13 protein-coding genes, 1 riboswitch and 1 other annotated feature are annotated in these 20,364 nt (G+C 55.5%); of the genes, 12 read left to right on the plus strand and 1 reads right to left on the minus strand.

Annotated features, from left to right (window positions below):
* Positions 1-41 precede the first annotated feature (41 nt).
* Positions 42-566 carry a thioredoxin-dependent thiol peroxidase gene (bcp, locus tag E1757_RS17380; RefSeq protein WP_133230350.1) on the plus strand — a complete coding sequence of 175 codons (525 nt, stop codon included), beginning with the start codon at positions 42-44 and terminating at the stop codon, positions 564-566.
* A 285-nt stretch (positions 567-851) separates the two neighbouring features.
* Here the strand turns inward: bcp and E1757_RS17385 are convergent, their stop codons facing one another.
* A complete protein-coding gene (locus tag E1757_RS17385) occupies positions 852-1,718 on the minus strand; it encodes a helix-turn-helix domain-containing protein (protein WP_246079247.1) in 867 nt (288 codons plus the stop codon).
* Between the two features lie 159 nt (positions 1,719-1,877).
* Between E1757_RS17385 and E1757_RS17390 the strand changes: the two genes are divergently transcribed.
* From E1757_RS17390 to E1757_RS17440, 11 genes are all read left to right on the plus strand, one after another.
* The gene (locus E1757_RS17390; RefSeq protein WP_133230352.1) at positions 1,878-2,939 is read left to right on the plus strand and encodes a Gfo/Idh/MocA family protein; all 1,062 of its coding nucleotides are present in this window, start codon (positions 1,878-1,880) and stop codon (positions 2,937-2,939) included.
* A 20-nt stretch (positions 2,940-2,959) separates the two neighbouring features.
* Positions 2,960-3,835: a sugar phosphate isomerase/epimerase family protein gene (locus tag E1757_RS17395; RefSeq protein WP_133230354.1), complete on the plus strand. Its 876-nt coding sequence runs from the start codon at positions 2,960-2,962 to the stop codon at positions 3,833-3,835.
* Between the two features lie 22 nt (positions 3,836-3,857).
* Entirely contained in the window at positions 3,858-4,697 is an 840-nt protein-coding gene (locus E1757_RS17400; protein WP_133230356.1) for a sugar phosphate isomerase/epimerase family protein, read from the plus strand.
* A gap of 346 nt (positions 4,698-5,043) precedes the next feature.
* Positions 5,044-6,483: a polysaccharide deacetylase family protein gene (locus tag E1757_RS17405; RefSeq protein WP_133230358.1), complete on the plus strand. Its 1,440-nt coding sequence runs from the start codon at positions 5,044-5,046 to the stop codon at positions 6,481-6,483.
* Positions 6,484-6,647: 164 nt separating this feature from the next.
* On the plus strand, positions 6,648-7,625 hold the full coding sequence (locus E1757_RS17410) for an AAA family ATPase (RefSeq protein WP_133230360.1): 978 nt from the start codon (positions 6,648-6,650) through the stop codon (positions 7,623-7,625).
* A gap of 229 nt (positions 7,626-7,854) precedes the next feature.
* Positions 7,855-8,874 (plus strand): DUF58 domain-containing protein, encoded by a 1,020-nt coding sequence (locus E1757_RS17415; protein ID WP_133230362.1) that lies wholly within the window; start codon positions 7,855-7,857, stop codon positions 8,872-8,874.
* Complete coding sequence (locus tag E1757_RS17420; protein WP_246079248.1) at positions 8,837-11,761, plus strand: transglutaminase-like domain-containing protein; 2,925 nt, start codon at positions 8,837-8,839, stop codon at positions 11,759-11,761. The genes E1757_RS17415 and E1757_RS17420 overlap by 38 nt, the downstream gene beginning before the upstream one ends.
* Positions 11,762-12,368: 607 nt before the next feature.
* Positions 12,369-13,907 carry a glutamine-hydrolyzing GMP synthase gene (gene guaA / locus E1757_RS17425; protein ID WP_133230364.1) on the plus strand — a complete coding sequence of 513 codons (1,539 nt, stop codon included), beginning with the start codon at positions 12,369-12,371 and terminating at the stop codon, positions 13,905-13,907.
* A 1,105-nt stretch (positions 13,908-15,012) separates the two neighbouring features.
* Positions 15,013-15,113, plus strand: a riboswitch (purine riboswitch).
* A gap of 146 nt (positions 15,114-15,259) precedes the next feature.
* Positions 15,260-16,657, plus strand: coding sequence for an NCS2 family permease (locus tag E1757_RS17430; protein WP_133230366.1), 1,398 nt, complete (start codon positions 15,260-15,262; stop codon positions 16,655-16,657).
* 151 nt (positions 16,658-16,808) lie between these two features.
* Positions 16,809-17,083 (plus strand) — a binding site (T-box leader).
* A 668-nt stretch (positions 17,084-17,751) separates the two neighbouring features.
* A complete protein-coding gene (locus E1757_RS17435) occupies positions 17,752-19,353 on the plus strand; it encodes a 2-isopropylmalate synthase (protein ID WP_181956661.1) in 1,602 nt (533 codons plus the stop codon).
* Positions 19,354-19,451: 98 nt separating this feature from the next.
* Positions 19,452-20,267 carry a class I SAM-dependent methyltransferase gene (locus tag E1757_RS17440; RefSeq protein ID WP_133230368.1) on the plus strand — a complete coding sequence of 272 codons (816 nt, stop codon included), beginning with the start codon at positions 19,452-19,454 and terminating at the stop codon, positions 20,265-20,267.
* Positions 20,268-20,364: the final 97 nt, after the last annotated feature.

A 20,364-nucleotide genomic window follows, 5' to 3' on the forward strand; every position in this document is an offset into this window, starting at 1 on the left:
TCTATAGCAACATTTTCCATGAAGGAGCTGATTCGCCAGCTATGCCGCAAACAGAATTGAAGCAAGCCGTTCCGGATTTTACGCTGCAGGCCGGTAACGGACAGGATGTATCCTTGCGGCAGTATCGAGGAAAACGGATCGTCCTGTATTTTTATCCGACGGATATGACGCCGAGCTGTACGCAGGAAGCATGCGATTTCCGCGATTACAACAGCCGGTTCAAGGAACTGAACGCCGAGGTGCTTGGAGTAAGCCCCGACGATCCGAAGATGCACAGCAAGTTTACGGAAAAATACGAGCTGCCGTTTTTGCTGCTTTCCGATCTGGAGCATCGCGTTTGCGAGCTGTTCGGCGTATGGCAATTGAAAAAGCTGTACGGCAGGGAGTATATGGGCGTCGTGCGTTCGACCTTCCTGATCGATGAACACGGCAAGCTTGTGAAGGAATGGCGTAATGTGCGAGTGAAAAATCATGTCACTCAAGTGTTGGAGGCATTGCAGGAGCTGGGTTCTAAAAAATCCGGTAATCGCACTTCAGGCAATCGGAACGCAGCCAAACGTCAGTGAAGTAAAATAATAGCAGGTGAAATATCGGACAAGCTCCCCTCAAGCTGAAGCTGAAGGGGAGCTTGTTTGTTTCAGTTGAATATCCTTGAGGCGTCGTCTTCTTCTGTCCGACCGCCGCCTTGCGGCATGGAAGCGCGAGCCGGAGCGGCGCACCGGGCAGACAGGACAGCTGTTTACGCACAAACTGGAGCGGATTGAAGCCGCTGCAGCCTGAAATTACAGAACCCTGCCGAGAAAGCCCATACCTTTAGGCGTGGGAGGAATCGGCTTAGGACAAGGGGAGTGTCAAATTTGCTGCTTTCGGAAAACGTTGGGAGCCAGCCCTACATATTTTTTAAACAAGCGCGAGAAGTAGAAGACGTCTTTGTAGCCGAGCGTGTCGGCAATTTCCTTGACCGTCAGGTCGGTGTTCAGCAAGATGTTTTTCGCCTCCGCCGTCTTCAGCCTGTGGATGTATTCGTTGAACGGGTAGCCGGTATATTCGCAGACGTTCCGCCGCAGCGTCGAAACGGAAATATGATGACGCCTGGCGATTTTCGCGGCATCGACCGGCTGGAGCAGCGAGTTGGAAATATCCTCAAGAATCTGAATCATATGCTGGGACTTCCCGTTTTCCGGGATGCGGTCAGCACTCCATATAAATTCGTAGAGCAGCGATTCGAGCAATAGCGATGCGCGGTCCACATTGGCCGGGGCTCCGCTTTCCATCAGCATGAAAATACGGTCGATTTTGTTTTGCAGCGCGTCATCCGTACCTGCCTGACTGACAGCTCCCGGGCGAAGCGGCCAATGTTCCAGCCATTCGTTCAGCCTCTCGCCTTCGATATTAAAATAGTACTCGTCCCAATATCCGTGATCGTCCGGACCGTAATCGAACACGGCCCCCGGATAAAACCAGAACAGGCTCCCCGGTCCGACATTATGCTTCAAGCCGTGATTGACCCGATAGCTTCCTTTGCCTCCGGTAATGTACACGAGCGCCCATTTTTGGAAAGTGGCTCCGGTTCTTTGCAGCGTTCGGCCCGGCAAATGCCCGATATTGGTGAGGGTTAACGATTTGAGGTTCAGCTTGCTTTTATCAACCTTGAGATCGACGATCCGGATCGGCACCGGACTGATCATCGAGTCCATGAAACTTGTTACCTTGTACATTCACCTATCCCTCCGGGGCGTGGTATGGTGGATTTATGATGTTCTTTTAACGCGCTTGACGTTAAGATGCGGCTTGCACATATGAAGCATGTCTTTGCATGCAAGTCCATTGTACCTCGAAAGCGCGGTTTGCAAAACCATCGGAAAGGGACGATATTCATGTCTAAGGTGAAAGTCGGAGTCATCGGCGCGGGATCGATATCGAACGTTCATTTAACGGCCTATGCCGCCAATCCGGACGTAGAGCTGGTTGCCGTCTGCGATCTGAACGCCGAGAGAGCCGGGAACAAGGCGGAGCAGTACGGCGCTGCCAAAACGTACACCGATTACCGTGAGCTGCTGGCCGACCCCGAGATCGAAGCTGTAAGCGTCTGCACCTGGAACAATACGCATGCCGACATCAGCATTGCCGCGCTGGAGGCCGGCAAGCATGTGTTATGCGAAAAGCCGCTGTGCAAAACGGTAGCCGAAGCGGAGCGGGTACGGGAAGCAGTGCGGCGGACCGGCAAGCTGCTGCAGATCGGCTACGTAAGACGGTTCGGGCAAAATGTGCAAACGCTGCGCAAATTTATCGACGCCGGCGAGCTGGGCGAAATTTATTATGCGAAGGCATCCTGCCTGCGCCGTCTCGGCAATCCGGGCGGCTGGTTCGCCGACAGCGAGCGTTCGGGGGGAGGTCCGCTGATCGATCTCGGCGTTCACGTTATCGACCTGTGCTGGTATATGATGGGCAAGCCGAAGGTGAAATCGGTTAGCGGCAATACATACCGGAAGCTGAGCAACCGCGCGCATATCGAAAATTTGAGCTTTTATAAAGCGGCCGACTATAATGCCGAGCTTAACGACGTCGAGGATTTGGCGAATGCGCTGATCCGGTTTGAAAACGGGGCTTCGCTGTTCGTCGACGTCAGCTTTACGCTGCACGCCAAAAAAGACGAGCTTTCGGTCAAAATATACGGCGAAAACGGCGGTGCGGAGATCGAGCCGGAGCTGCATATCATTACGGAAAAGCATCAAACCATTTTGAATGTGACCCCGCAGATCGACCAGCCGACCTTCAATTTTCAGGCGGGCTTCGATGCGGAAATCGCTCATTTCGTCCAATGCTGTCAGGGCAAGGCCGAAGTGCTGAGTCCGGTAGAGGATGGAGTGGAAATGCTGAAAATTTTATGCGGCATTTATGAGTCGGCGGCTGAAGGCAAGGAAATTCATTTCGCTTGAGCGTTGAAAGGATGGGGACGATGAAGCTTACGAATAAAATCGGCGTTATTGTGGACAGCTTCGGTATCGGCGTACGGGCCGGGCTGTTGAAGGCCAGGGATGTCGGCGCCCAGGGCGTGCAAATCTATGCGGTCAAAGGGGAAATGGACCCGGCCCATTTGTCGGCTCAGGCTCGCAAGGAGCTGAAAAGCTATATCGATTCGCTCGGTCTGGAAATTTCCGCGCTATGCGGCGATTTGGGCGGGCATGGCTTCCAGGACCGCAAGGCGAACGCCGAGAAGATCGAGAAATCGAAGCGGATTCTCGATTTGGCGATGGAGCTGGGCACGAACATCGTAACGACGCATATCGGCATTGTGCCGGACGATAAGGGACATGAGGTTTACGACGCGATGCAAACCGCCTGCGAGGAGCTGAGCAACTATGCGCGGAGCATGGATGCTTATTTTGCGATCGAAACGGGTCCGGAGCGGGCGGCGCATTTGAAAAGCTTTTTGGACTCGCTGACCGCGAACGGCGTATCCGTCAACTTCGACCCGGCCAACATGGTGATGGTGACGGGCGACGACCCGGTACAGGGCGTGCGTATATTGAAGGATTATATCGTTCACACCCATGTGAAGGACGGGGTACGGCTGCGCGAGGTCGATCCGAAGGACATTTACGGTTTTCTCGGCCATCACAAGATGGAACATGAAAAAATCGCCGAAATGGCTTCCGCGGGCGAAGCTTTCCGGGAAGTGCCTTTGGGCGAAGGCAAGGTACCGTTCGCCGACTATTTCGCGGCACTGCAGGAAATCGGTTATACCGGCTATTTGACGATTGAACGGGAAGTGGGCGACCAGCCCGAAACGGATATCCGCAAAGCGGTCGCTTTTATTCAAGCTTATAAATAATCGTAACGGGAGTGGCTGTCTGATGAACATTGCGTTAAGCGTATGGAGCTGCCATCAAAACATGTACGATCGAGCCTGGTCCAATGCCGACTTTATCGATTTCGTCGGGACGACGAAGGCTGACGGCGTGGAGCTGTTAAGCATGTTTTGGAATACCGATACCGATCTCCCCCAGGTGGAGGCTGCGCTGCAAAGGAACGGCCTGAAGCTGGCCTGCTTCGGCGCCTGCAACAATTTGGCCGAGCGGGATGAACTGAAACGCCGTGCGCAGGTGCAGGACATCCTGACCAGCGTGGATATGGCCGATCGGCTGGGCGCCAAGGCGGTGCGTATTTTTTCCGGCGACCGTTCGGAGGGACTTACCTTTGACGAGGCCAAAGTATGGATCATCGCCGGGTTGAAGGAAGCGGCGGCTTACGCGGAGAAGAAAGGGATTGCGCTTTGTCTGGAAAATCACGGACATTTCGCAGGCAAAGCAAGCCAGGTCGCGGATATTATCCGCGAGGTCGGGTCCCCGGCGCTGCGCAGCACGTTCGATACCGGCAACTTCCTGCTTGTGGACGAAAATCCGAGCACGGCCATCGGGCAGCTTCTGCCCTTGGTGAGTCATGTGCATTTGAAAGATTTCAAACATATTGCGGCTGGAGCGGAGCAGGGCAGAACGTACACGTCGCTGAGCGGGGCGGTTTATGCCGGCAAAGCGCCGGGAGAAGGCGATGTCGACCTTCCGTTTATTTTGTCGCAGCTGAAGGGAGCCGGCTATGAGGGCTGGCTGGCAGTCGAGTACGAAGGCAATGAAGACCAGCAGACGGCGTCGGCCCGATCGATTGAAAATTTGCGCAGTCTCTTGCAACAGGCATAAGCGAAGCGAGATATTGGTTCAACTATCCCGGTGTATACAAGCGCCGGGTTTTTTGTGTTGAGCAGAAAGTAAAAGCACTTAACTTTGTTCCTCGCAACCTTGGCAACTACGCTCATCCTTGAGTACGGCGCAGCCGGTTTTTTGCGGAAATGAATCGGCGCGGATGCAGGAAGAACGGCACGTCAAAACAGGGCTGCTTAAAAAGCTGTCCAAAGAAATCCTTGCTTTCGATGTAACGGACAACGGGTCGAATTGTAAAAAATAATTCATGCATACGATCGGCAAGTCTCCCATATAGTCTAGTAGTTGTTGAAAAATTTCATAGATTAATGCGGAGGGATCCATCATGCCTAGCCTGCTTCATGTTCATCGGTTTCGACGGATCGGTCTTATCGTCAGTTTTGTGCTAGTCGCGTTAATCCTTTTGCAACCGATTTCTAACTCCAGCGCATTCGCAGCCTCTGCGGACAACGAAGCTGCGCAGCGGCAAGAAATTTACGGGCAGCTGCAAGCCGGGAAGCGGATTTGGGCCGATAAAGACTATGCGAAACCGGATCAGCCGACGGTTTACTTAACGTTTGACGACGGGCCGAGCAAGCTGACGGACGGTGTGCTGAACATTTTGCGGGAAGAAGGAGTGCCGGCGACTTTTTTCATGCTGGGCGAGCAGGTGAAAGCTTATCCCGAGCAGGTGAAGCAGGTCGTCAAGGACGGGCATGCGATCGGCAATCATACGTACAATCATAAATATACGGAGCTTTACAGCAGTGTGCAGACGTTTTGGAATCAAATCCAGCAGACGGAACTAGCATTAGAGGAAACCGCGGGAGTAAAAACCGCGTTAATTCGCGCGCCCGGAGGGACGTTCGGCAACTTTGACGCGTTTTATTTTTACTATTTGGATCAGGCGGGTTACGAAGTATATGACTGGAACATCGACAGCGGGGATTCCGCAAGAGTGGGCGTGCCGGCGGCGGAAATTGTCCGAAAAGTGAAAAACAGCCCTCTTGCGCACGAGGTCATCGTACTGATGCATGACGGGACGGGGCATGTGCAGACGGTCAAAGCGCTGCCGGAAATTATCCGTTATTTCAAAGACGAGGGCTATGCGTTCGCCCCGCTCGGCCCGCAGGTGCAGCCGGTGCATTTCTCGGCAGGCAAAATGAAATGGAGCCGGTCTGTTTCGCCTGCGCTGCATGCCGGCTTGACGCTTGAGGCCGATCAGCACAGACTGGCTTGGGAGCAGGACATTATGCGGCAGCAGGCTCACGAACGGCAGATTGGCGGCGCACAGATGGAGAATAATCCCGGCGTGGCGCTGAATGCGGTATGGATGCGCGACAGTCTTGCCGCCAGCCTTGCTTCGACAAAGCCGCCGGTGCCTTCCGAGCCGCTTGAGGTTACGCTGGACGGCGGCAAGCTGCTGCTGGAGCCGAACGAGTACCGGCTGAAGGACGGCCATTATCAGGTGCCGGTGCGCAAGCTGATGGAAGCGATGGGCGGGCGGACGGAGTGGCATGCGGATCGGCGCACGGCATCCGTTCAGTACGGCTTCCGCGTACTCGATTATGATCTTATGCGCTACGAACTGCGTGTAATTCAGGGGATGAAGCGGACCGTTTATCATTTGCCGCAGATGGAGCTGCTGGATGGGACGCTGTATGTGCCGCTTCGGACCACGATAGAGCTATTGGGCAACCGGGTTGAGTCTTACGAGAAAGATCAGGGCCGGCTTCAGGTCAAGGCGGCTCTTACCGGCGGATATATGCTCCCGTACGGATTTTAGCGCCGTAAGCGGTGGGTCTCACTCCTGAATCGGAACACATCGGCAGTTTGGGCATGACCTTCGTTCGCAGCGCATGATCTGCCGGAATTCTAGCAGCGGGGTCTAAAGCGGCTGCGCCATGGAAATACTAGAATCATAGAGTAGTACTATGAGGAGGTATTTCAATGCAGGTGCATTCATCTTACTTCGACAAGCCGCAGGAACTGTTGGAACGAATCGTCGCGCAAATGGAAAAAGTGATTATCGGCAAGCGAGAGGTTATTGAGCAATTGTTAGTCGCGCTTTTATGCGGAGGGCATGTGCTGTTGGAGGACGTTCCCGGCGTCGGCAAGACGATGCTTGTCCGAACGCTGGCGAGAACGATCGATTGCAGCTTTAAACGGATTCAATGTACGCCCGATTTGCTGCCGTCCGATTTGACAGGCAGCAGTATATACAACCAGCAGACGGCCAAATTCGAATTTCGCCCCGGGCCGCTTATGGCAAACCTGATTTTGGCCGACGAGTTGAATCGGACCTCACCCCGGACGCAGGCCGCACTGCTTGAGGCGATGGAGGAAAAGCGGGTCACGGTGGATGGGGAGACGCATGCGCTGCCGGAGCCATTTTTCCTGATGGCGACGCAAAATCCGTTCGAATTCGAGGGTACCTTTCCGCTGCCTGAAGCGCAGCTGGACCGGTTTTTCATGAAGCTCAGGCTCGGCTATCCTGCGCCCAAGGATGAGATGGAGCTGCTCAACCGGGTCGTGGAACGGCATCCGCTTGCCCAGCTCAGGCCATTGCTGCTGCCGGAGGAATTTATGGCGCTGCAGAAGGATGCGCAGCGCGTCCATGTCGACGACACGATCAAAGGCTATATCGTGCAGCTGTCTGCGGCTACGCGGGAGCATGCCGATGTGACGCTCGGCGTCAGTCCGCGCGCTTCGATCGCTTTGATGCGGGCGGCTCAGGCGCGTGCTTACTTATCCGGCCGCGGCTACGTCATCCCCGACGACGTCAAGCAGCTGGCGGTTCCGGTGCTGGCTCACCGGCTGCTGCTTGCGCCGGATGCGGAGCTGGCTTACCGGAGCCGGGAAGAGGTAATGGGCGGTATCGCCGCAGCCGCCCCGATTCCGGCAAGGCGCTATGCGCCGGCGCAGTAGGTGGTGCATCATGCTGCCTAATGCGGTTTATATGATGGTGCTGCTTTTGTGCGGCGCGGCCGGCGGGTTATGGGGGATTAACGGGGGCGGACGTTCGGCGTGGCTGTGCATGTACGGCGCTGGCTTACTGCTCGTTTATTTGGGTACGGTATATCGGAGCATGCCTCGACGGCTCCAGGCGAAGCGGCATATGGCGCATTCGCGCTGCTGGAGCGGGGAGCCGACAGACATGGAGCTGAGTCTCCGGCTTCGCCCGTTCTGGCTTCCGGTTCCTTCGACGTGGCTGACGGTCGAAGAGGTATGGAGACATGCCGGAAACGGCCAGCCGGTCGTGCTGCGTGAAACGGGTCGCCCGACCGTATCCGGCGCGGCTAAGCTGTCATTGGCTTTGCCCGGTTTGCCGCGCGGGCTGTACCGGCTGGAGACGATGACGGTCAGCCTGAGCGATGCTTTCGGGCTGCTGTGCATCCGGCGTCCGGCCGAGACGGGACAGCACGAGCTGCTGGTGCTGCCAAAGCCGCTGCCGCTGCAGCCGGCGCTGGACGGCGCGGGCGGCGAGCTGCCGCATCAACGCCGGCAGCCGCACCTGCAGCGGCAGGCCGCGTCCCCGTTTATATACGGGACGCGGCCCTTCGCGCCGGGGGATCCGCTTAACCGGATCCATTGGCGCGCAACCGCGCGCGCGGGTGCGCTGCGCGCGAAGGAGACGGAGCAGCCCGGCGCCGACCGGCTGCTCATTTGCCTGGACGCGGCCAGGGGCCGTTCGAACGCGGCTGCGTTCGAAGCGGCGGTCGAGGCCGCGGCGGGGCTGGCCAAGCGCGCGCTCGAGCTTGGCGTTGCCGTGCGTCTTGCCGCATGCGACCGGCAAGGCAGCATGGGAGAGGCGCAGACGGCTTCGCGCCTCCCCGGGCTGCTTCGGCTGCTCGCGCTGCTGCCGTGCGACGGCGCCCGTCCCTTGGCGGCGCTGGTGCAGCGCGAGACGCAGCATCAGCGCCCCGGGACCGCAGTCGCCATTATCACGGCGGAGCCGGATGAGCAGCTGCTGCGTCTGCTGTGCCGGCTGCGTTCGCGCGCCGTGCAGCTCGTGTACGTCAACGGCGCAGCGGAGTCTGGCGCCGTGCAGCAATGGCGGCGGCAGACCGAGGCCGCCGGCTGCAACTTTATGGCGGTGGGTGCGGTTGTCCGCGCCGCCGCCGAAGGGGGTGATGGCGATGCCGCGGATGCCGATCGACCCGCCGCCGTCGTCTAAGGCGGCGGCGCAGCCGCCTGCTGCCTATCTCGGCGGACCGCAGGAGCAGCCCCAATCATGGGCGGCGCGTCTAGTTCCCGCGCTGCTGATGTTTTGGCTGCTTCGCGAATGGCTCGTTCCGTTGGAACGGTTATCCGATATGACGGAAATATACCGGATCACGCCATTCCTGATCGCCTTCGGCATATTTCTGGCACTCGATGTGCTTCGCGTGGCCGGCGTGGCCGGCTGGCCGTTGAAAGCCGCCGTCATCGTCGGCGCTGCGGCGATTGTCCACAGCGGACAAGCGATTCCCGATGCCGGCTGGTGGGCCGGTCTGCTTCGCGACGTGTCTGGCGATGCGCTGGATATAGTGCAATGGAACTTCGCCGGGCTGGAGCCGGTAACCCGGACCATGTTGTTCCTTGCGGGCTGGTCGTTTTTTATTTGGGTGGCGCAAACGTTTGCCGCGGAGCGTCAGCAGATCGGCTGGTTTGTGCTGATGACGCTGTGCTACTTGACACTGCTGCAGCTGATCTTCGACTTGGACATGTCCGACGCGCTGCTGCGGTCGGCGGGAGCCGGCCTGTTACTCCTGTCTTCGCTGCAGACCGAACGGTGGCTGCGCTGGCGGCAGGAACCGTCAGAGCATGCCTTCATGCCGGCTGTTGCCCGCGGACTGCTGTTTCGGGCAAGCCGATTTGCCGCGGGCTCGTCAGCCGATGCGGCGGAACGCCGGACGGCGGCATTGACCGGCAGTCGACGCCGCCTTGGCGCAGCAGGCGCGCAAGCTGCGTCGCTCCCCGTCGGCCAACATCGCACCGGAGCAGCGGGTTCGCAAGCCGCATCTTACGCAGCAGGCCATCGCTACGGTGGCGCAGCAGGCGCGCAAGCCGTATCTTACACCGCAGGCCATTGCTACGGTGGCGCAATAGCTGTGCAAACGGCAGCTCATGGCAGTCGCCGCCACGTCACGGCAGCAGGCATGCAAGCCGCCTCGCAAGCCCCCGGCCATCGCCGATCGCGCGCAGCAGCTTCGCTGGCCGGCGGGCTCGCAGTAGCTGCGCTTTGCCTGCTGGGCGCATCGATCGGTGCGGCGCAGCATTCGCAGCCAAGCAAGCAGGTGGACTGGTCCGGTTTTATTGCCGCCGCGGAACGGCTCGTCCCGTCTTCGGCATGGAATGCGTTCAGCATGCCGGGAGGGGGACGGCTGGCGTCCGTCAAAGCCAAAACCGGCTATGGCACTGACGATTCGCAGCTCGGATTTCCGCTGGAGCCGGACGATCAGCTCGCTTTTACAGCATATACCACTCAACTAACCTACTGGCGGGGCGAAACCAAAAATGTGTACACCGGGCACGGCTGGTCGCAATCGTATTCCCCGTCGGTACAAAATATTAACGACGCCGCGATGACAGCTTCCGATGCTTCCGCTGCGCAGACGGAATTCAGCTCCGGCGCAGCCAAGACTATGGTCCGGCAGCAAATAATGCTCAAGCAAAGCGGACTCGGCGGCCAGCTGTTTTTAGGCGGCGACATCATGAAGGTCGAGGCTATGGTCTCCCTGAAGGGGGAGGCGATTTCGACCGAGTGGCTGTGGCGCGGCAAGCTGACCGACCGCGTCATTCTTCCGGTATTGACCGATCCGCTTGATTCTTACAAGGTGCAGGTGCTGGCCTGGAACCAGTCGGCGCCGACGGACGGCTCAACGGCGGCTTATGCATTTCCTCACGACATCGAAGACGCTTATTTGCAGCTGCCCGACAAGCTGCCGGCGAGGGTCGGCGAGCTGGCCGACAAATTGACCGAGGGTCTGGCTTCTCCGTACGACAAGGTGAAGGCGATTGAACGGTATTTGCGGACAAGCTACATATACAGCATGGAACAGAGCAAACCGCCGTCGGACGGCCAGGACTTCGTCGATCAGTTTCTGTTCGTGCAGAAGGCGGGTTATTGTGATCATTTTTCCACCGCCATGGCTGTTATGCTTCGTTCGATTGGCATTCCATCGCGCTGGGCCAAAGGCTTCGGCCCGGGCGAGATTACGGCTGCGAAGCCGGCAAACGGCGCTGTCGACGACCCAGCCGCTGTCGAATATACCGTGGAGGTGCGCAATAAGGATGCGCATTCGTGGGTTGAGGTTTATTTTCCGTCCAGCGGGTGGGTTCCGTTCGACCCTACCCCCGGCTACGCCGGGGTAAACGCATTGTCGAGCCAGGCAGCAATAGATGCCGCCGCTTTGCCGCATGGCGCTGACGGGCAGCAGGCAGACACCGTCACGCAGCCCTCTCCGGACCATCGGCCGGAGCCGTCCTTCGTCCTCTCCATGGAGCGGGTTATCCCCATGCTGGCCGAATTCGCGGAGGCTTTGTCCACATACGTCTCGGCGATCGGGCGGCTGTTCCACAGCTTCGACCTGTGGGCAGGCAGGAAGCTGGCGTTATCCTTGTGGATTATGATGGCGGCGATACTGCTCCTGCTTGTCCACATGTGGATAAAGCGAAAAAGGAGCATTGGCGCATCCGATGATCCGCCTGCTTCCGTACCCGGTCGCGGAGTAGGTGCGGGTGCCGTTTCGTCCCGTATCGTCATCCACGCAACCGAAAGTTTAAGGTCGTGGCAAACGATCCGGCTGTCCGAACGGATTTGGGGCAAGCTGCAAAAACGGTGGGGGCGCTCCGGTCCGGCCCAGACGATGCGCGAGTATTTGCTGACTCGCCCTTTTTCAACCGATGAACAGCGAAGCGCGCTGCTTCATCTTGTACGGCTGCTGGAAGCGATCCGCTATCATCGAGGCCCCGGGAGGGTCACGCACAGCCAGCTTTATGCCGCTTGGCGCGAGCTGAAGCGGGCGTCGGGGGCAGGCGGCAATCGCAACCAAGCCGTTAATCCTGCAGACCATTTATAACGTTAATCTGCAGCCATGTAAAATATCGGAGCAGTCGGATGAGGTAGTCCATACGGCTGCTTTTTTCTGTTTCGCATAGTTTTGACAAACGCACAAGAGCCCCTAAGGACGGGAATGCCGTTTAACTTAGAGAAAGAACGTATGAGTGTGTAGCTTTTGCGCACACAGCCTTGACAAACGCACCCGTCCTTGAGGACGGCGACCCCGTCCCTCGTTCGCTTCGCACGGTTGTAGCGATGCAGCGGCCCGGTTCATGGCAATGACGGACACGGTTCGGGGCGGCAGCATTATACAATAGCTGATTCATGTTTAAACTATACGGAAAGTTCCGAGGACCATCGCGTTGGAAGCGGCGGGAGGCAATTCGCGCGGGCGGGTGGCTTTTTTCAGACAGGCATTGCCCTTTCCGATGCGGAAGCTTATAATATTGTCTATTGATTTAGCAGGGCGTAGTGCGGAGAAAATTCGGATGTACACGAGGGCGTATATGATGTGAAATTCAGCCTGTGCTTATGACAACCGTTTTGCCCGAGTCAAATTGGAGCGGCGTGTGGCTTTCCGGCGGGGAGTCCGGCGCTGCTTCCGTAGAAACGATTAGGAGGAAATTATGGATAAGCCGAACGAACTTATTGTCGTATTGGATTTTGGCGGACAGTACAATCAGCTGATTGCGCGCCGGATCCGGGATTTGGGCGTGTACAGCGAGCTGCTGCCTTACAATACGACGGTTGAAAAACTAAAGCAGCTGCAGCCGAAGGGGATCGTATTCTCGGGAGGACCGTTGAGCGTATACGGGGAAAACGCCCCCCACGTAGACCCGGCGGTTTATGATCTGGGCATTCCGATTTTCGGTATTTGCTACGGGATGCAGCTGATGGCCTATCAACTGCAGGGCAAGGTGGAACGGGCGTCCAAGCGCGAATACGGCAAAGCCGAGGTCGATTTCGCCGATCATTGCCGGCTTGCGCATGGATTGGACAAGCAGCAGACCGTATGGATGAGCCATGGCGACCATGTCGTCGAGCTTCCGGAAGGCTTTGTTATCGATGCCAGCACGGAGCATGCGCCTGTGGCGGCGATGAGCCATCCGGACAAAAACATGTTTGCCGTCCAATTCCATCCGGAGGTACGGCATTCCGTATACGGCAACGACATGATTCATAATTTCCTGTATAAAGTATGCGGCTGTGAAGGCAAATGGAGCATGGAAAGCTTCATCGAGGATGCGATCCGCGACATTCGCAGCCAGGTCGGCGACAAGAAGGTGCTATGTGCGCTCAGCGGAGGCGTGGATTCGTCCGTTGTCGCGATGTTGATTCACAAAGCGATCGGCGATCAACTGACCTGCATGTTTATCGACCACGGCTTCCTGCGCAAGGGGGAAGCGGAAGGCGTTATGGATACCTTTGTCGGCAAATTCGATATGAAGGTAGTCAAAATCGATGCCCGCGACCGTTTCATGGGCAAGCTGGCCGGCGTGGACGACCCCGAGCAAAAACGGAAGCTGATCGGAACGGAATTCATTCGCGTGTTCGAGGAAGAATCTGCGAAATTCGACGATTTTTCTTTCCTGGCTCAAGGAACGCTGTACACGGACATTGTCGAAAGTGGTACGGCTACAGCGCACACGATCAAATCGCATCACAATGTCGGCGGGCTGCCTGAAGATATGAAATTCGAGCTGGTCGAGCCGTTGAAGGCGTTGTTCAAGGACGAGGTACGTAAAGTTGGGGAAGAATGCGGACTGCCTGCGGAAATCGTATGGCGCCAGCCGTTCCCGGGCCCAGGTCTCGCTATTCGCGTATTAGGCGAAGTGACAGAGGAGAAGCTGACGATCGTCCGCGAATCCGATGCCATCCTGCGCGACGAAATCGCCAAAGCCGGCTTGGATCGCGAGATTTGGCAGTATTTCACAGCTCTTCCGAACATGAAAAGCGTAGGCGTCATGGGCGACGCGCGTACGTATTCTTATACCGTGGGAATCCGCGCGGTCACTTCGATCGACGGCATGACCGCCGACTGGGCACGCATTCCTTGGGATGTGCTGGAAAAAATTTCGGTGCGGATCGTAAATGAAGTCGATAACGTAAACCGCATCGTGTATGACATTACATCCAAGCCGCCGGCTACCATTGAGTGGGAGTAGGTTGGATAAATTTAATGTCGTGCAACGTTTGGAAGCCTTGATGCATAAGGGTTTATGGCGCTGACGATATAGAAATTCCGCGTCCACCTGCAACGATAGAGTGCAAAATAATGACTCTCTTTTATCTGCGTAGTTTAGCAAATAGAAGGGAGTTTTTTTTATGAACACAAGAGCATACTGCTCCCAAAGACGAACCATTGCAGAATCATGCAGTTGCACTTATCGTAGAAACTTTGTTAAAGCATGTAATTCTATTCCATGATAATTATCCATGCACTTGAACAAGTTATCACATACGATATACCATAATCCAATTTGATGGGAAGGTGTATCAGGATGTCATGTTCGTGTGGATGTGGAAGAAAGCGCCAAAATCGCATGATCAGTACTCGAATCGGAAATGCTATGCTGTCGGTTCCATCATTTATCTGTAAGGGTCATAAACGCCGAGGTGCGGTTGGTTGTTGCTTTAAGTCACATCTAAGAGGCGAAGGAATAAAAAGGGTGCCAGGAACTCGCAACGTATACTTTGCAGATGCTAATTTAATATGCACGGGAGCCCTTTGTTCTGGTCGTGATAGGGACATTGTTTTTGAATGGACATTAACACCTATCGATAAAGCAAATCCAGGTAATCTTAGGATTGTGGGAAATTCACGTAGAGTAGGCAACGACAGAGTTGAAATCGCAGGAACCGGTACTTTCGATCTGCACGTAAGAGTTATCTTTAAATGCACACGAGTAAGTTTTCGAGTATTTATTGACAATTGTGTAAGTACGAGGACTGTACGATTCACCCAGTGAATAGAGCAAGATGATATTTTACAGATTGGGCGTTTGCATCGTCCTCTAAATGGTGTGAGGATAAAACGAGGAATACCGTATACGGAACCGTTTCTTGTCCGCATGGAGGAGGGACGGTTTTTTTCGTATAAGATTTTATACTTTGCTTCGCACAACCTTGATAAATGCGCTCGTCCCCCTAAGGGCGGCGAAGCCGTTTATCCTTCGTTATCCAAATTTCCGAACAGGATTGAAAAAAATATGTCGAATGTTCGGAAAAGCGATTGACAAGTTTCGTCATCACTCTTAGAATAAATGTTGGATATGAAGGGAATAACAGTTTCGTATAATCCCGGGAATTGGCCTGGGAGTCTCTACGAGATCACCGTAAATGATCTGGCTACGAACATTCAAGGCGCAGGACGCAATCGTTCGACGCTCCAAAACCGGCCGCAGCGCAAGCTGTGCGGTTGTTGGCGCTGCGATGGCCGTCGGGCTTTGTATGCGGGCTCAGCATTGGATCATGCTGAGTTTTTTCGTTGTTCCAAAAACCAAAGGGGGATTTGGGAATGGATCGATTTTTTAGGTTGAAGGAAAACGGGACGACCGTACGTACGGAAATCATGGCTGGTTTGACGACCTTCATGACGATGGCGTATATTCTCGCGGTAAATCCGAACATTTTAAGCAATTTCGGATCCGGCGCGACAGGCATGGATTGGACGGCTGTATTCCTGGCAACGGCCATTGCTGCGGGTGTGATGACTATCGCAATGGGATTGTTCGTCAATTTTCCGGTCGCTTTGGCGCCGGGCATGGGTTTGAATGCTTATTTTGCAACGGTCATTCTTTCTTCGCAGGGCCATTTTACGTTTCAAATGGGGCTCGCTGCTGTATTTATTTCCGGTTTGATATTTATTGTGCTGACGGTAACGAAGGTACGCCAGCTGCTGCTGGTTGCCGTTCCGGACAGCTTGAAGCATGCGATTACGGTAGGGATCGGGCTGTTCATTACGATTATCGGGTTGAAAAACAGCGGCCTGCTGACGGTGGCGGTGGAAGCTGGCAAAGATATCCCCGCCCACAAATTTACGGACGTTCTTTCTTTCGAAACGGTATTTCATATGGGCAGCATGAAGGATCCGGGAGTCATCTTGTGTATTCTCGGTCTGATCATCATTTCGGTTTTGATGGTGCTTCAAGTGCGCGGCGCGATTTTGTTCGGCATATTGCTGACGACAGTTATCGGTTATTTTATGGGACAAGTCGACCTGGGGACGCTGACCAATGCGAAGACAACCTGGGTTCCGGATATGGGCAAGCTGGCGTTCGCTCAGTTTGATTTCAACGGCTTGTTAAACGTAGGTATTATTTCGGTCATTGCAACGTTTACTTTCGTCGAATTGTTCGATACGTTCGGCACGCTGGTCGGTACGGCCAACCGTGCAGGCATTATGAAAAATAAAGCGGAAGGCAACAAAAAAGTCGGCAAGGCGATGATGGTTGACGCGATCGCGGTCAGCGGCGGCGCGCTGGTGGGCACAAGCACCGTTACCGCGTACGTGGAAAGCGCGGCGGGCGTTGCCCAAGGCGGACGTACCGGCTTGACGGCGGTTACGACGGGCGTTTGCTTTTTGCTGGCGCTGTTCCTTGCCCCTATCGCGGCTTTAATTCCCGGCTCCGCGACGGCGGCCGCATTAATTATTGTCGGCGTGCTGATGATGCAATCGATTAAAGAAATCGATTTTCAAGATTTTGTCGTGGCGATTCCGGCGTTTTTCACGATCGTGTTCATGCCGTTTACTTACAACATCGCTAACGGTATTTCGTTCGGTATCGTGACGTATGTCATTCTGGCTTCCGTCGCAACGATGAGCGGACGCGGGCAGCATAAAGTTCATTGGCTGATGTGGGTTCTCACCGTGCTTATTGTACTGCGTTACGTATTTATCGGCAGCGAAGGATAAAAATCAGACTAACTGCAGCAGATGGGCTCCGGCTGTTCATTTTCGTGAATGGCCGGGGCCTATTTTTCAGAGAAGGACAGTTCGGGAGCAAAAATTTGAATATTGCGCATTGACATCGCATGTGCAGCATACTATACTAACAAACAATATCATAAACGCGAAGAACGGGAACAGTAGTCGGCCGGATCTGTCTAGAGAGCTGCGGGGTGGTGCAACGCAGTCGGAGAAGCCAGCGAACCTCGCCCGGGAGCGGTGGAACTGAAACGGTGTAGCGCTGCACGCGCAAGTAGGTTCCAACGGGTTGCCTCCGTGACAAGGCCGTGCGAAAGAGGAACCAATCCTCTGCACCCAAAGGCGGACCTTCGGCTTGTGCCGGGGTCAACAAGAGTGGTACCGCGATAGACATAACGGTCTGTCGTCTCTTATACGGAGACGGCAGGCCTTTTTTAATTACCGGAAAACCAGAAAAGCATTGGCTTTAAATTTTGTCCGGCACAACCTCGATAACGAAATTGTCCGCTAAGGACGGCTTTGATTGAGCCTAAATATATTCATCACGCGAAGAACGGGAGCAAGTAGAGTATAACCTTTGTCCAGAGAGCTGCGGGCCGGTGCGACGCAGTCAAGGAAAGCTCGAATCTCGCCCGGGAGCGGTGCGGTCGAAGCCGGTAAAACGGTCTAGACGGCAACGGATCACCCCACGTTATCGGGGAGCGCGGCACGAAAAGGATGTGTGCGGTAGTCAGTGGATGTATCCGAGACTGCATGCGGTCCTTTGGCGGCTGCGCATGAGGCGGACGCCCTTCACTTGGAAGGGGTCAACGAGAGTGGTACCGCGGCAGCTGAAAGCCTGTCGTCTCTTTTGTAGAGACGGGGCTTTTTTTGTTGTAAAGAAGTATAAGCTTTAACCTTTGCTGCGCCAATCTTGGCAAACGCGCACGTTCCTTATGCCGGCGAAGCCGTTTATCCCGGGTCGGACGGATATGGGGGTGTTCGGCTCCGTGTAGCCTTGACAAGGGCGTTCGCCTTTAAGGACGGCGAAGCCGATTATGAGTGACACCCGGCAACAAAAAAATTTTTGGGAGGAATCACCAATGACGAATAGAACAGAGACTGAAAAACAGTTGAAACGAGTGCATATTTTCGATACGACGCTGCGGGACGGCGAACAGGCGCCGGGAGCGTCGCTCCATCCCGAGCAAAAAATCATCATCGCCCGCCATTTGGCGCAATTGGGAGTTGATATCATCGAACCGGGATTTCCGATTTCGAGCCCGGGCGATTTCATGGCGGTCCAGCGTATTGCCCAGGAGGTGACGGGAGTGGAAATTTGCGGCTTTGCGCGCGCTGTCAAAGACGATATCGATGCGGCGATTCGGGCTACGGAGGCGGCGGAGCGGCGCAGGCTGCACCTGTTCTTGTCCTCGTCGAACATTCATCTGGACTTTCAGCTGCGCAAGTCGAGGGAGCAGGTGATTCAAATTGCGCGCTCGATGGTCGCTTATGCGAAACAGTTTGTTGACCGGATCGAATATTCGCCAATGGATGCGACTCGTACGGGGGATGAATTTTTATTTGAAATGATTGAAGCGGTTATCGAGGAAGGAGCGACGATCATCAACATCCCGGATACGGTCGGCTATGCGCTGCCGGAGGAATACGGGGCGATGTTTACCCGGGTGATGAACAATGTCAGAGGGGGCAAAGGAGTCGAATACAGCGCCCACTGCCATAACGATCTCGGGCTTGCGGTAGCCAACAGCCTGGCGGCCATACGCGCCGGAGTGACTCAGGTGGAGGTGACGGTTAACGGTGTCGGCGAGCGGGCCGGAAACTGCTCCCTGGAGGAGCTGGCGATGGCGATTGAAACCCGGAAAGAGGCACTAGGCGCGGAGACGGGCATTCAAACCTGGCATATTTACGAGGTGTCGCAAAAGGTAAGCCGTGCCATGAGCTTCCCGATCGCGTTCAACAAGCCGATTGTCGGACGCAATGCATTCCAGCATGAGGCGGGCATTCATCAGGACGGCTTGCTGAAAAATCGCAGCACGTATGAAATTATGGATCCGGACCGGTTGGGTGTCCCTCGCAGCATGATTATTTTGGGCAAGCATTCCGGCCGCCATGCGATCAAGCATCGCGTCAGCCAATTCGGCGTGGAGCTGACGGACGATCAAATGGAGTCGCTGTACGTCAAGTTCAAGGAGCTGGCCGACCGGCAGAAGGTCGTTCAGGATCATCAGCTGATGGAACTGATTGGCCATACGGTCAATACGGTGCTGGAGCCGTATACACTGGTGCAGGCACAGGTGCTGACCGGAACGACGGGCGTTCGGATGGCTTCCTGCACGATTATGGACAATGCCGGCAAAAAGGAGCTTGTCTTGTCGGGAACCGGCGAAGGACCGGTTGAGGCGTTGGTTGCCGGAATCAGTCAGGCGCTGCCGATTACGGTGGAATTTACCGATCTGGAGCTGTACTCTTTGTCCTCGGGCGAGGAAGCGAACGGAGAGGCGGTCGTAACGGTCAGCGCGAACGGCTGCCATTACCGTGGAGTTGCGGTTCACAGGGATGTGCTGATGGCCGTTGCGCAAGCCTATATGGCAGCGTGCAATCAGGCGGTTCGCGATTATGCGCGTCATCCGCAAGCGGCATCGTTGGCAAATGACGGCGAAGTGGAAATTACGATTCCATAAAAGACGAATCAGAGGCTCAGGCAACGGATTGACCGGATTGCCGGCGCTGGGGGCGCACATATTTACAAGATCGCTAACAAAGGGAAAGGCGGGATTGGATGGGACGTGTCGTTCAATATTATGAATCGTTTGACGAATGGGGACGGCTGGAACGGGAACCGGTCGAGCTGACGGTTAATTGGCATTTTATTCGGCAGTATCTTCCCGATCAGGGACATATTTTGGACAACGGAGCGGGCCCGGGCCAATATTCGCTGAAGCTGGCGCAGCACGGGTACTCGGTTACGGTATCGGACATTACGCCGCGAATGGTCGAGCTGGCCAAGGAAAAAGCGGCCGAACGCGGCTTGCTTGACCGGTTTGACGGCTTTGAGGTTGCAGATGCCGCCGACCTGAGCTGCTTCGGCGACGGGCATTTTGACGCATCCTTAATGCTGGGACCCTTCTATCACCTTCAGACTGAGCAGGCACGGACGGCTGCGGCCAAAGAGCTGTACAGGGTGACCAAGCGGGACGGATTTATATTTGCGGCCTTTATGCCGCGGAGCAGGCATTTGATCACTTCGCTGCTGGCGCCTCGGCATTGGAGGCCGAACGACAATGTAGACACGATCGCCGAATTTATGGAGACGGGTATATTCGATCATACTGACGAAGGACGCTTTACCGGAGCGTATTATTTCAATATCGAAGAAATCCGGCCGTTCATGGAGGGCAGCGGGTTTGAAACGGTCGGCATGATCGGGTCCTCGAATATAGGCTCGCTGCTCAACCGGGAGCAATGGGATTATTGGAAGCAGCGCGGGGATGAAGAAATGAGCAAGCTGATCCGGCTGCTTATCAAGACGGCAGACGATCCTTACGTGCTGGGGGCATCTCCCCATATTATGTATATCGGCAAAAAAAGCGGCTAAGCGAAACGGGTTCACCATCGAACAGGCTGTAAAAACAGGGCTGTGGATAAAAATTATCCACAGCCCTTGTGTATATTGTGCATAAATATGGAAAAAT

The sequence above is a fragment of the Paenibacillus piri genome (assembly GCF_004354045.1).
GTDB lineage: Bacteria > Bacillota > Bacilli > Paenibacillales > NBRC-103111 > Paenibacillus_S > Paenibacillus_S piri.

Excerpts from the sequence above, each read along its gene's own strand:
- bcp (WP_133230350.1), top strand. The coding sequence starts at position 42 with ATGCCGCAAACAGAATTGAAGCAAGCCGTTCCGGATTTTACGCTGCAG.
- E1757_RS17440 (WP_133230368.1), top strand. The coding sequence starts at position 19,452 with ATGGGACGTGTCGTTCAATATTATGAATCGTTTGACGAATGGGGACGG.
- E1757_RS17405 (WP_133230358.1), top strand. The coding sequence starts at position 5,044 with ATGCCTAGCCTGCTTCATGTTCATCGGTTTCGACGGATCGGTCTTATC.
- E1757_RS17420 (WP_246079248.1), top strand. The coding sequence starts at position 8,837 with ATGCCGCGGATGCCGATCGACCCGCCGCCGTCGTCTAAGGCGGCGGCG.
- E1757_RS17435 (WP_181956661.1), top strand. The coding sequence starts at position 17,752 with ATGACGAATAGAACAGAGACTGAAAAACAGTTGAAACGAGTGCATATT.
- E1757_RS17400 (WP_133230356.1), top strand. The coding sequence starts at position 3,858 with ATGAACATTGCGTTAAGCGTATGGAGCTGCCATCAAAACATGTACGAT.
- E1757_RS17410 (WP_133230360.1), top strand. The coding sequence starts at position 6,648 with ATGCAGGTGCATTCATCTTACTTCGACAAGCCGCAGGAACTGTTGGAA.
- E1757_RS17430 (WP_133230366.1), top strand. The coding sequence starts at position 15,260 with ATGGATCGATTTTTTAGGTTGAAGGAAAACGGGACGACCGTACGTACG.
- E1757_RS17390 (WP_133230352.1), top strand. The coding sequence starts at position 1,878 with ATGTCTAAGGTGAAAGTCGGAGTCATCGGCGCGGGATCGATATCGAAC.
- guaA (WP_133230364.1), top strand. The coding sequence starts at position 12,369 with ATGGATAAGCCGAACGAACTTATTGTCGTATTGGATTTTGGCGGACAG.
- E1757_RS17415 (WP_133230362.1), top strand. The coding sequence starts at position 7,855 with ATGGAGCTGAGTCTCCGGCTTCGCCCGTTCTGGCTTCCGGTTCCTTCG.
- E1757_RS17385 (WP_246079247.1), bottom strand. The coding sequence starts at position 1,718 with ATGTACAAGGTAACAAGTTTCATGGACTCGATGATCAGTCCGGTGCCG.
- E1757_RS17395 (WP_133230354.1), top strand. The coding sequence starts at position 2,960 with ATGAAGCTTACGAATAAAATCGGCGTTATTGTGGACAGCTTCGGTATC.